Origin of the sequence: Thermococcus eurythermalis (assembly GCF_000769655.1) — an archaeon.
In the GTDB taxonomy this organism is placed as follows: domain Archaea; phylum Methanobacteriota_B; class Thermococci; order Thermococcales; family Thermococcaceae; genus Thermococcus; species Thermococcus eurythermalis.
The window spans coordinates 190,591-202,685 of sequence record NZ_CP008887.1 but is presented as its reverse complement, the minus strand read 5'-3'; the positions used below and the strand labels follow the sequence as shown (position 1 = coordinate 202,685).

Here is a 12,095-nt window from a genome sequence, read left to right as displayed (position 1 = left end):
AGCACCTCACAGGTCTATCTCAATACCTTCCTCTTCGTAGAGGGCTTCTTTCTCGCGCTCCGCTCTCTCCCGCTCAAGCCTCTCGCGCCAGCGCTTCACGACTCCTATGTCCTCTCCTCCGTAGTCTCCGCCGATGGCCTTGAAGTTGTGTATCTTGACGAGGGCAGGGAGGCTTATCGCCTGGCCGACGATGACGGCCTCACCCTTTCCGAGGGACGCTATGTCCCCGAGGAGCTCCTTACTGAGCTGTTCGCTCGCCTTCAGCACGTAGTCCTGGTCCTTTGGATTGACGATTCTCAGGATTATTTTTGTATTTGTCTGACTGAGCACGTCCTCGTTGAGTTTGTTTGGCCTCTGGGAGACTATACCGAGCCCGACGCCGAACTTTCTTCCCTCCCTCGCTATCCTGCTGAGTATTCTCACTGCGTCGTTCTTCTCGCCCTGTGGCGCGAAGATATGGGCCTCTTCGACTATCACGAGCACGGGTTCAGCCAGGGCAGGGTTTATAGTCTCAATACGTTTTAGCGTTTGTTCAAGTTCTTTAATTTTCTCGGTTCTAAGCGAGTTAGGGTTGAGCATTGCTTCTTCTTTTTCCCTCTCGAGGGTTTTTCTTGCCTTTTCATATTCAACCCTCAATTCGAATAACCTAGCTAGGAGTCTTGCAGTGATAACTTTCATTTGTCCCTCGTCTAGAGGGCCTAGATCTATGACGTTGACCATCCCTGGTTTTATCATTCCAATTAAGTCCTCTGAAGTTAGCAAGGATCCATAATTTCGTATGAATCTAGATAGCCTCATGATAACTCCTACAATGGAATTCTTTTTGTTTGTGTCTAGCTTTTCTAGCTCATATTTTCGTTCAGTAATTGGGTCCCAGTATTTGGGGGGATTATTCCAATCTTCCCATTCTACCCAAGTTATCAATTTATCTCGTAGCTTAACTATAAGATCTTTTCCACCTAGAGTCGGATTTTCATGTTTTACAGTGTCCCATGCTCTTTCTAAAATCGTCCGTTGAATAGAAGCATCTTTTCTTACATCTATAATTTCCGCAAGCTCTTCGCTATCAAGGTGTTCGGGTGAAATTTTAGCTTCTATAACGTTTACATGCTTTCTTCCTGTCTTCGGTAGCATGAGCTTGACGTAGTCCCCGTGCGGGTCGAGGACTATCACAGTCCCTCCGAGGTCTTCTACCATTCCACTTATCAGGACTGCCACGGTGTTGCTCTTTCCCGCACCCGTAACTGCAAGGACTGCGAAGTGCCTTGAGACGAGCTCGTCTGCGTTGAGGTATATCGGGACGTCCTCCCTCAGGAGGAGGTTGCCAACCTCGATAAACCCATCTCCTCCATAGTATATTGCCTTTAGGAGCTCCGAGCTTGCTCTATAAACCGTGTTGCCGTTGGGGACAGGTACCCTGTGGGGCACTATTTCCGCCTTCTCCCCGCTGAGGGAAACTTTGCCGAGGATGCGGACGTCCACTATTAGGGCCTCGTTCTCAACTATGCTCTCCCCGTATTCCCTGATGTCGAGCATGAGGGACTGGAAAGTGCTCTTCCCTTCACTGAGGAGCCAGTTGATGTTTTTAATCCCCCTGATTGTCCCTATTACCCACTCAACGTCATCGTTCCAGCGGCAGCTCCTGTCCTTCGCCTCCTTGCAGAGCCTTGCAACGACGAAGTCGCCGAACCTGAGCTCTACGTTCGGGTGAGCGTAGAACTGGAACGAGTTGACCGTGGCTTCTCCGGTGACTATACCAACAGGTTCCTCGTGAATCCTCAACTTCACCACCGGCACAAGTTCGAGGCTCGGCTAATTAAACTTTTCCACACCGTGAAAAAGGAACTAAAGGGAGTTGTAATCAGCCAGGAATCCGGTCATCATCCCTGGGTCAGGTTCGAGAGTGCTCATCACGCCGGGGTGGCCACCCCATAGGGAGTCCCCTCAAGCCTTAAAAGCCTTGGGGGAGAGTTATTAACATGAGCGTCTCAGCGAGGGAAGTGAAGGCCAGAATACCTCTGGCACTCGTCACGATACGGCCGGCGAAGCTCTTCGACATAAGCGAAGTTATGAGGATTGAGAGGGAGTCCTTCCGCGAGGCCTACCCAAGGGGGCTCTTTTTGGTCTTCCTTGAGAACAACCCGGATACTTTTCTCGTTGCAGAATACAACGGAAAGGTTATAGGCTACGTCATGGCCTACCTCAGGCCCGACCTTGAGGGCCACATAATGAGCATAGCCGTTGAGGAGCGCTACCGCGGGAACGGTATTGGCTCTGCTCTACTTGCAGAGGCCATAAACAGGCTCATCGCGAGGGGGGCAAGGTACATAGGCCTCGAAGTCAGGGTCAGCAACGAAAAGGCCATAAAGCTCTACGAGCGCTTTGGCTTCAGGAAGGTGAAGCGGATTATCGGCTACTACTCAGACGGCGAGGACGCCTACTACATGCTCCTGCCTGCTGAGGAATGGAGGGGAAGCTGATGATAGTCTTTTACCTGAGCGGAGACAGGGTCTTCTCGACCGACCAGAACGCGATAAACGGCCTCTACAACAAGCGCCACTTCGGAAAGCTGGTGGAGGGCAAGCTGTTCCTCTCCCTGCTGGAAGCTACCTACCTCGTTGAAAGGGGCAAGATAGAGGTCAGGGATGGAAAGAGGAAGCTCACCGTTGAGGAGCTCATGAACCTCGGAAGGGAGAGGGACGAGCTGTTTGATGCAAAATACCTCGTCTACAAGGATTTGCGCGACAGGGGCTACACCGTCAAGTCCGGCCTCAAGTTCGGCTCCCACTTCCGCGTTTACAGGCGCGGAATGGACGAGCACTCCCAGTGGCTCGTGTGGGTTCTCCCAGAGAACTCCCGCCTGAGTCCAAACGACATCACAGCCCGCGTCCGCGTCGCCCACGGCGTCAGGAAGAACATGATTATGGCGATAGTTGATGAGGACGCGGATGTTACTTATTATAAGGTTGAGTGGGTGAGGTTTTAAGAGAATAGAAGAAAAGATGGAAAGGGTTCACTTCAAAAAGCCCGTCTTCTTCCCCAAATCCTCGAACGCGTCTATGACGTACTGGAGGTCCTCCTTGCTGTGGGCCGCTGAAGGTTCGAGTCTTATCCTCGCGGTTCCAAGCGGGACGGTCGGATAGACGATGGCCTGCGCGAAGATGTTGTACTCGTCGTAAAGCCTCCTTGAGAACTCCTGGGCGAGCTTCTCGTCGTAGAGCATAACAGGCGTAATCGGGTGCTTGGTGTTTCCGAGGTCGTAGCCGAGGTCTCTCAGCCCGTTCTGGAGGAAGTGGGTGTTGTCCCAGAGCTTCCTGACGAGCTCGTCGCTCCTCTGGAGTATCTCAACGGCAGCTATGGCCGCGGCGACGTCGGGCGGGTTCGGGGCGCTTGAGAACAGGAACGGCCTCGCCCTCTGGCGGAGGTACTCGATGGCCTCCTCTGGACCGGCCACGTAACCGCCGATGACACCGAAGGCCTTGCTCAGCGTTCCCATCTCGAAGTCAACCCTGTCGTGGAGCTTGAAGTGGTCGACTATACCCCTACCGCTGTCACCGAGGACACCCTCACCGTGGGCGTCGTCTATGTAGAGTATGGCATCGTACTGCTCGGCCAGCTCGGCCATTTCGGGAAGCGGGGCGAGGTCACCGTCCATTGAGAAAACACCGTCGCTGACGATGATTTTCTTCTTCTTGTCCTTGTTCTCCTCAAGCCTCTTCTTGAGGTCTTCCATGTCGATGTGCTTGTAGATGACCTTCGGCGCACCGCTGAGGCGCATCCCGTCTATGATGCTCGCGTGGTTGAGCTCCTCACTGATGAAGACTCCGTCTTCTCCTTTCTTGAGGAGGGCGCTTATGGCTCCGAGGTTCGCGTTGTAACCGCTCTGGAAGAGGATAGCAGCTTCCCTCTTCTTGAACTTGGCGAGCTTCTCCTCAAGCTCCACGTGGAGCTCCATCGTTCCGGCTATGGTCCTAACGGCTCCGGCACCAACACCGTAGTCAAGAATAGCTCTAATTGCCGCGTACCTAATCTCCGGGTGCGCGGCAAGGCCGAGGTAGTTGTTGGAGCACATATTGAGAACCTTCTTGCCGTCAACGACGACCCACGGGCCCTGGGCGCTCTCGAGCTTCCTTATGGTCACGTAGAGGCCCTTATCCTTAAGCTCCTGGAGCTCTTCCCTAATCCAGTCAAGCTTCCCCATGAAAACCACCGGTCGTTTTTTGGTCATTGAGGTATAAAAGTTTTGCACTGAACCGGTTAGTTCAGTCTAATTATTGCCGTGAGGATTGTTAAAAGGGCGAGCGCAACGCTCCCGCCGATTTCAAGTCTGTAGTCGCGCTTTCTGTCCGGATACCTTTCGATTAGTCTGAGCTCAATCCTAAAATTTGTCGGCCCTGTGACGATGATTGACAACCCCCAGCCCCTTCTCGACAGTGGGTAAGCAGGGGGCACGACACCGGTGAAGAAGTCGAGGAAGAGATGGCTTCCCCAGCCGAGGGCGAAGAGGAGAAACGGCTTGAAGTGCAGGCCGAGGAGAAGGGCCGGGAGAAAGGGCAGGAGGGAGTGGAGGTATGAGCGGTGCTCCTCAGCTAAAGCATCGAGGTCGGGGAAGACCGCGCCGAGGACGAGTGCTGTTAGTCCCGTCAGCGTCGGCTCGTTTGAGAGTGCGAGGTAAACGAGGCTCGGAATCGAGGCGTGCTCAAGCGGGTCCATGGCAAAGCCCTTAAACTCTTGGCTCTCATAAAGGTTTAGGTGGAATACATGACCGAGGAGATTAGAGAGGTTAAGGTTCTCGAGAAGCCCTGGGTTGAAAAGTACCGCCCTCAGAGGCTCGATGACATCGTCGGTCAGGAGCACATAGTCAAGAGGCTCAAACACTACGCTAAGACCGGTTCGATGCCCCACCTGCTCTTCGCTGGACCGCCAGGCGTTGGAAAGTGCCTTACGGGAGATGCTAAGGTCATAATCAACGGTGAGCTGACTACCATAGGTGAACTCGTTGAGAAGTTAGGCAACGGTAGATTTGGTCCAACCCCCGTCAAAGGCCTAACGGTTCTCGGCGTTGACGAGGACGGAAAACTCAGGGAGTTGCCAGTCGAGTACGTTTACAAGGACAGAACCGATGAGCTCGTCAGGATAAGGACGAGACTTGGTAGGGAGCTCAAGGTGACCCCCTACCATCCGCTCCTCGTGAACAGAAGGGACGGGAGAATCGCGTGGGTCAAGGCTGAGGAGCTCAAGCCTGGGGACAGGCTTGCGGTTCCACGTTTCCTTCCAGCAGTTTTCGATGAAGACCCCCTGGCCGAGTGGCTTGGCTACTTCATCGGTGACGGCCACGCCGACGCTCAGAACAACGTTATAACATTCACTAACACGGACAAGAAGCTCAGAAAGCGCTTCATGGAGCTCACCGAAAGACTCTTCTCCGATGCAAGAATTAAGGAAAGAATTCACAAGAATCGTGCACCCGACGTTTACGTGAACTCGAAGATGGCAAAGAAGCTCGTTGAGAGCCTTGGCCTCGCTGGCAGGAAGGCAGATAGGGTTTACATACCTAAGCAGGGCTGGAATGGCCTGCGTTCCTTCCTGAGAGCTTACTTCGACTGCGACGCGGGTGTTGAGAAGAACGGGATAGTTCTCTCGACCGCGAGCAGGGAAATGGCCGAACAGGTTTCCTACGCGTTGGCGGGGCTTGGAGTGGTCGCCAAAGTGAAGAGCAAGGCAGTCAAAGGACGCACCTACTATTACGTTGTTATCTCAGGCTCCGAAAACATATCACGCTTCCTCAGCGAGGTTGGCTTCTCGGTCGAGGAGAAGAGGAGGAAAGCTGAGGCGTTGGTAAAGAAGCCGAACCCCAACATCGGCTCGCTCTACGCTGACAGGGAGCTGATTTCCTACGTCAGGGACAGGCTCAAGCTGAACTTCTACGATGACAAGCCCCGGTGGGGCCCGGAGAAGGCCAAGAGGATAGCATGGGAGCTGATGAAGGAAATCTACTACCGCCTGGATGAGCTCGAAAAGCTTGAGAAGGCCCTGTCGAGGAGCGTTCTCATAGACTGGAACGAAGTCGCGAAGAGAAGGAAGGAAATCGCCGAGGCCACTGGAATAAGGGCCGACAGAATCCTTGAGTACATCAGGGGCAAGAGAAAGCCGAGCTTGAGGAACTACCTTAAGATTGCTGGCGCCCTTGGAATTCAGCTGGAGGAAACGATAGAAGCCATGAGACTCTTTGCGAGAAAGTATTCCAGCTATGCCGAAATTGGTAGGCTCGTTGGAACCTGGAACTCAAGTGTGAGGATTGTCCTTGAGAGCAACACCGAGAAGATAGAAGTCCTTGAGGAAATTAGGAAGGCCGAGCTGAAGCTTCTAAGGGAGATGCTCAACGACGAGAAACTCAAGCGCGGGGTCGCCTATCTAATCTTCCTTGCCCAGAACGAGCTCCTCTGGGACGAAATAGTCGAAGTCGAGAAGCTTAGGGGCGACTTCATAATCTACGACCTCCACGTGCCGAACTACCACAACTTCATAGGCGGCAACCTTCCGACGGTTCTCCACAACACAACGGCTGCTCTGGCCCTTGCGAGGGAGTTATTCGGCGAAAACTGGAAACACAATTTCCTTGAGCTAAACGCCTCCGTTTCTAAGGACACCCCGATACTCGTGAGGCTCAATGGAAGAGTCATCAGGACAACGTTTGCCGAGCTTGACAAGATTTACTTCGACGGGAACGACGGCGACGTTGCCTACAAAGATGCTCCAAACCTTGAAGTCCTTACGGTTGATGAGAACTACCGCGTCAAGTGGGCGAGGGTGAGCAAGATAATCCGCCACCGCGTTCCGGTTATACTCCGCGTCCACCTCGAAGGCGGAGGAAAGCTCGAACTCACTGGAAACCACTCCGTTATGGTGCTCACCGAGAACGGACTCGAAACGGTGAAGGCGAGTGAGCTTACGGAAGGCACAATCCTTCTCAGCTTCACGGCGAACCTTGAGGGCTTCCTCGACGTCCTCGACCTGAGCGAATACAGGATTAAGGAGAGCGCGAGGACGAGGACCTTTGAGAACCTCCCCGTCGGTGAGGAGCTCTCCTACATGCTCGGCCTTTACGCCGCTGAAGGGGCGGTGGGATTCAAGGGCAAGACCTCCGGTCAGGTCATCTACACCCTCGGAAATCACGAAGACGAGCTGATAAACCGCGTTAGGGCCTTTGCCGAGAACCTTGGGGTGAGCCTCTACGAGAATGACGTTGGTTCCGCCTTCGACCGCTCAAGGAAGAGCGCGCACCAGCTCAGGTTCCTCAACACCCAGCTGGCGAGGTTCTTTGAGGAGAGCTTTTACGATGGAAAAGGCAGAAGGGCTGTGAACAAAAGGATTCCGGGCTTCGTCTTCGAGTTCCCCCTTCAGGAAAGGATAGCGTTCCTGAAGGGACTTGCCGACGGTGACGGAACAGGAGAATGGGGCGGTGTAATCAGGGTTTCCTCGGTTTCGAGGGATTTGCTCATAGACACCGTCTGGCTCGCGAGGGTTTCTGGAATAGAGGCGAGTCTCTTCGAGAGGGAGGCGAGACTAATCTGGAAGGGTGGAATGAAGTGGAGCAAGGCTGAGCCCCTCCCAGCTGAGCCGATAGTTAAGATGCTCACGGCGATAGAAAACGCCATCGAGGGTAACTGGCGCTACGAGCTCAGGCACCAGCTCTACGAAGGCAAGAAGCGCGTCAGGAAGGCAGCCCTGAGAAAGGTCATCGGAATGGTTAACGAGGACAAACTCGACGAGAAGGGCAGGAGGATCCTTGAAACGCTGAGAAAGCTCGCCGAGACGGATTTACATGCCCTGACTGTCAAAAAGGTCGAGCTCGTTGAATACAACGACTTCGTCTACGACGTCAGTGTTCCGGGCAACGAGATGTTCTTCGCTGGCGAGATTCCGGTTCTGCTTCACAACTCCGACGAGCGCGGAATAAACGTGATTAGGGAGAAGGTCAAGGAGTTTGCAAGGACGAAGCCGATAGGCAGTGCGAGCTTCAAGATAATCTTCCTCGACGAGGCCGATGCTCTGACCCAGGACGCCCAGCAGGCCCTGAGAAGAACGATGGAAATGTTTTCCAACAACGTCCGCTTTATCCTAAGCTGTGTCACTGGAGACACGAAAATCTACACGCCCGACGAAAGGGAAGTTAAGATACGGGACTTCCTTAGGCACTTCGAGAATGGCCTGCTCAGGGAGGTGAGCAACAGGGCGGGAAGGGATACGGTCATAGCAGCAGTGGCTTTCAACTCAAAGATAGTCGGCCACCCCGTCTTCAGGCTGACCCTTGAAAGTGGTAGGATAATCGAAGCTACTGGCGACCACATGTTCCTAACGCCTACGGGCTGGGTTCAGACCTACGACCTAAGGGAAGGCTCGGAAGTCCTCGTCAGGCCGACGCTTGAGGGCACCCCATACGAACCAGACCCGAGACCGATAATAGACCTCCACGAGTTCTACCGCTTCCTTGAGGAAATCGAGCGCGAGCACGGGCTGAAGCCTCTCGGCGAGGCAAAGACGTTCCGCGAGCTCCTGACGAGGGATAAGGAGAAAATCCTCGCAAGGGTTCTTGAGCTCAAGGCCGAGATGGAGAACGGGCTGACGGTTAGGGAGGCTGAAATCCTCACCCAGATTCCAGAGGACTGGGTTTCACGGGCGGAGCTTCAGAAGAAGACCGGCCTCTCAAGGGTGAGGCTCAACCAGCTCCTCCAGAGCCTTGAGGAAAAGGGCTACGTCGAAAGGAGGATTGAAGGCAAAAGGCAGTTCGTCAGGAAGGTTCGCAACGGCAAACCTCTAAGAAACGCGATGGACGTGAAGAAGGCCATTGAGGGGGAGTTCGGAATAAGGATAAGCTACTCCACCGTTAGAAAGCTCCTCAACGGTGAGATAAGTGGAATCGCCTACGACATCCTGCGGGAGGTCAGGGAGAAGTGGCTCGTCCGCTACGACGACGAGAAAGCGGGAATCCTTGCGAGGGTCCTTGGATTCCTCCTCGGCGACGGCCACCTTGCCAAGGGAGGTGTCAGGGTTTGGTTCAACTCGAGCAGGGAGGAACTTGAGCTCCTCGCCGAGGACCTCAGAAGGCTCGGCTTAAAGCCCTCTGAGATAATAGAACGTGAGACCAGCTCAGAAATACGCGGAAGAAAGGTCGAGGGCAGAATCCACATGCTCTACGTGGACAGCTCAGCGTTCCACGCGCTCATGCGGTTCTGGGACGTCGAGGTTGGAAACAAAACCTCCAAGGGCTACGCCGTTCCAGAGTGGATAAAGAGGGGCAACCTCTTCGTCAAGAGGGAGTTCCTCAGGGGCCTCTTTGGAGCCGACGGAACGAAGCCGAGCGGAAACCGCTACAACTTCAACGGGATAAAGCTTGAGATGCGCGCGACGAGGGAGAGCCTTGAGAAGACCACTGAGTTCTTCAACGACTTGGCCGAGCTCCTCAGGGAATTCGAGGTTGATTCGAAGATCGTGGTTTCCCCCTCGAAGGACGGAAAGTTCATCGTTCGCCTTCTCGTTACGCCCAACGACGCCAACTACCTCCTCTTCCTCACGAGGGTTGGCTACGCCTACGCCAAGGATTCCCATGCGAGGCTCGTTGGAGAGTACCTCAGGATTAAGCTGGCGTACAAAGAACTCGTCCTCCCGCAGGTTGCAGAAAAAGCCGTGGAGCTCGCCACAGCTACAAATCCAGCTCATGCCGCCAAAGTCCTCGGCGTCAAGCGGGATTTTGTTGTGAACAGACTCAAGGGCGTCCCAATTGGCCTAACAAGGGACTTCATGACCTTTGAGGAGTTCCTCCGCGAGAGAACCCTCGACGGCTACGTCGTTGAGCGGATTATCAAGAAGGAGGAGCTCGGCTACCTCGACGTCTACGACGTTACCTGCGCCAGAGACCACAGCTTCATATCCAACGGCGTCGTCAGCCACAACTGCAACTACTCCTCCAAGATTATCGAGCCGATACAGTCGAGGTGTGCAATTTTCCGCTTCAGGCCCCTCAGCGACGAGGACATAGCGAAGCGTATAAGGTACATTGCCGAGCAGGAGGGGCTTGAGCTCACAGAGGAGGGCCTTCAGGCGATTCTCTACGTTGCCGAAGGCGACCTGAGGAGGGCCATCAACGTCCTCCAGGCGGCGGCCGCTCTGGACAAGAAGATAACCGACGAGAACGTCTTCCTCGTTGCCAGCAGAGCCCGCCCGGAGGACGTTCGCGAGATGATGACCTTAGCGTTGGAGGGTAACTTCCTGAAAGCGAGGGACAAGTTGAGGGACATACTCCTCAAGCAGGGCCTCAGCGGTGAGGACGTGCTGATTCAGATGCACAAGGAAGTGTTTAACCTGCCGATTCCGGAGGACAAGAAGGTAGCTCTGGCAGACAAGATAGGCGAGTACAACTTCCGCCTGGTTGAAGGCGCCAACGAGATGATACAGCTCGAAGCTTTACTCGCTCAGTTCACGATTATGGGTGACAAGAAGGGCAAGTGATTGCCATGACCGAGGTTCCCTGGGTTGAGAAATACCGCCCGAGGAAGCTGAGCGAGATAGTGAACCAGGAGAAGGCAATAGAGCAGGTGAGGGCCTGGGTCGAGGCCTGGCTTCACGGCAACCCCCCGAAGAAGAAGGCGCTAATCCTCGCTGGACCTCCAGGCGTCGGCAAGACGACCACCGTCTATGCTTTAGCGAACGAGTACGGCTTCGAGGTCATCGAGCTGAACGCGAGCGATGAGAGAACCTACGAGAAGGTCGAGCGCTACGTCCAGGCGGCGTACACTATGGACATCCTCGGAAAGAGGAGGAAGCTCATCTTCCTTGACGAGGCAGACAACATAGAGCCGAGCGGTGCTCGCGAGATAGCGAAGCTCATCGACAAGGCTAAGAACCCGATAATCATGAGCGCCAACCACTACTGGGAAGTGCCCAAGGAGATAAGGAACAAGGCTCAGATTGTCGAATACAAGCGCCTTACCCAGAGGGACATCATCAAGGCCCTCGTGAGGATTCTCAAGCGCGAGGGCAAGACTGTTCCCAGGGAAATCCTCTACGAGATAGCCAAGAGGGCGAACGGCGACCTGAGGGCGGCAATAAACGACCTTCAAACAGTGGTCACTGGCGGGGCCGAGGACGCCGCCGAGGTTCTCGCATACCGTGACGTCGAGAAGAGCGTCTTCCAGGCTCTGGCTCAGGTCTTCGCGACCGACAACGCGAAGAGGGCAAAGATGGCGACGCTCGGCGTTGACATGTTTCCCGACGAGCTCCTCCTCTGGATTGACGAGAACGTGCCTTACGTCTACTACAAGCCAGGGGACATAGCAAGGGCCTACGAGGCCCTGAGCAGGGCCGACATATACCTTGGCAGGGCGAAGCGGACAGGCAACTACTCGCTCTGGAAGTACGCCACCGACATGATGACGGCCGGAGTTGCCGTCGCCGGCGTCAAGAAGAAGGGCTTCGTGAGGATTTACCCGCCGAAGACGATTAAGCTCCTGGCGGAGAGCAAGGCTGAGAGGGGCCTCAGGGACTCGATAGTCAAGAAAATAATGAAAGAAATGCACATGGCCAAGCTTGAGGCCCTTGAGACGCTCCACTACCTCCGCGTCATATTCGAGAACAACCCAGACCTTGCGGCGCACTTCGTTGTTTACCTCGACCTTAACCTCAAGGAAGTTGAGTTCATAGCTGGGGACTCGGAGAAGGCCAAGACAATATGGGGCAAGGCCATGAACATCGAGAAGAGGCTCAAAGAGCGCGGTGAACTTGAGGAGAGGGTCCGTGAGGGCCTGAGAAAGGCAAGGGAGAAAGAGTTAGAAGAAGCAGAGGAGCTTGAAGAACCGGAGGAGGAAGTTGAAGAGTCCGAGGAAAGTGAAGAGCTCACCGAAGAGGAGCTTGAGGAGGCCGAGAGGGAGATAGAGCCCGTGGGGAAGAAGGAGAAGAAGCCTGAAAAGAAGAAGGGCAAGCAGGCGACGCTGTTCGACTTCCTGGGGAAGAAGTGAGGCTCTGATTTTGTATTTTACCGATTTTTATCGTTTTTATGCTTCTTGCCCTAATAATGTGCGCCCTGCTATCTGTGTTTT

At 54.5% G+C, this 12,095-nt stretch carries 7 protein-coding genes and 2 pseudogenes; 6 read left to right on the top strand and 3 right to left on the bottom strand.

Annotated features, from left to right (window positions below):
• Window positions 1-6 precede the first annotated feature (6 nt).
• On the bottom strand, window positions 7-1,782 hold the full coding sequence (herA, locus tag TEU_RS01100) for a DNA double-strand break repair helicase HerA (protein WP_050002033.1): 1,776 nt from the start codon (window positions 1,780-1,782) through the stop codon (window positions 7-9).
• A gap of 197 nt (window positions 1,783-1,979) precedes the next feature.
• Here herA and rimI point away from each other — a divergent pair, with 197 nt between their 5' ends.
• Both rimI and endA read left to right on the top strand, forming a co-directional pair.
• The gene (gene rimI / locus TEU_RS01095; protein ID WP_050002032.1) at window positions 1,980-2,480 is read left to right on the top strand and encodes a ribosomal protein S18-alanine N-acetyltransferase; all 501 of its coding nucleotides are present in this window, start codon (window positions 1,980-1,982) and stop codon (window positions 2,478-2,480) included.
• Complete coding sequence (endA, locus tag TEU_RS01090; RefSeq protein WP_050002031.1) at window positions 2,480-2,986, top strand: tRNA-intron lyase; 507 nt, start codon at window positions 2,480-2,482, stop codon at window positions 2,984-2,986. Before rimI ends, endA begins: the two co-directional genes overlap by 1 nt.
• Before the next feature lie 27 nt (window positions 2,987-3,013).
• Here endA and TEU_RS01085 read toward each other — a convergent pair whose 3' ends face one another.
• Both TEU_RS01085 and TEU_RS01080 read right to left on the bottom strand, forming a co-directional pair.
• A complete protein-coding gene (locus TEU_RS01085; RefSeq protein WP_050002030.1) occupies window positions 3,014-4,201 on the bottom strand; it encodes a glycine C-acetyltransferase in 1,188 nt (395 codons plus the stop codon).
• Window positions 4,202-4,257: 56 nt separating this feature from the next.
• Entirely contained in the window at window positions 4,258-4,713 is a 456-nt protein-coding gene (locus TEU_RS01080) for a metal-dependent hydrolase (RefSeq protein WP_050002029.1), read from the bottom strand.
• A gap of 48 nt (window positions 4,714-4,761) precedes the next feature.
• Between TEU_RS01080 and TEU_RS12090 the strand changes: the two are divergent.
• The 4 genes and pseudogenes from TEU_RS12090 to TEU_RS01070 form a co-directional block, all read left to right on the top strand.
• Window positions 4,762-6,636: pseudogene (locus TEU_RS12090) on the top strand (LAGLIDADG family homing endonuclease); the annotation flags it as partial.
• Window positions 6,637-6,660: 24 nt separating this feature from the next.
• Window positions 6,661-7,911, top strand: a pseudogene (locus TEU_RS12085) (LAGLIDADG family homing endonuclease); the annotation flags it as partial.
• Window positions 7,903-10,509 carry an LAGLIDADG family homing endonuclease gene (locus TEU_RS12080; RefSeq protein WP_449450112.1) on the top strand — a complete coding sequence of 869 codons (2,607 nt, stop codon included), beginning with the start codon at window positions 7,903-7,905 and terminating at the stop codon, window positions 10,507-10,509. The pseudogene TEU_RS12085 and the gene TEU_RS12080, both read left to right, overlap by 9 nt.
• A gap of 5 nt (window positions 10,510-10,514) precedes the next feature.
• Complete coding sequence (locus TEU_RS01070; RefSeq protein ID WP_050002027.1) at window positions 10,515-12,014, top strand: replication factor C large subunit; 1,500 nt, start codon at window positions 10,515-10,517, stop codon at window positions 12,012-12,014.
• Window positions 12,015-12,095: the final 81 nt, after the last annotated feature.

What these genes read in the sequence shown, in the direction of transcription:
- endA (WP_050002031.1), top strand. Translation starts at nt 2,480, where the DNA reads ATGATAGTCTTTTACCTGAGCGGAGACAGGGTCTTCTCGACCGACCAG.
- TEU_RS12080 (WP_449450112.1), top strand. Translation starts at nt 7,903, where the DNA reads ATGTTCTTCGCTGGCGAGATTCCGGTTCTGCTTCACAACTCCGACGAG.
- TEU_RS01080 (WP_050002029.1), bottom strand. Translation starts at nt 4,713, where the DNA reads ATGGACCCGCTTGAGCACGCCTCGATTCCGAGCCTCGTTTACCTCGCA.
- rimI (WP_050002032.1), top strand. Translation starts at nt 1,980, where the DNA reads ATGAGCGTCTCAGCGAGGGAAGTGAAGGCCAGAATACCTCTGGCACTC.
- TEU_RS01085 (WP_050002030.1), bottom strand. Translation starts at nt 4,201, where the DNA reads ATGGGGAAGCTTGACTGGATTAGGGAAGAGCTCCAGGAGCTTAAGGAT.
- TEU_RS01070 (WP_050002027.1), top strand. Translation starts at nt 10,515, where the DNA reads ATGACCGAGGTTCCCTGGGTTGAGAAATACCGCCCGAGGAAGCTGAGC.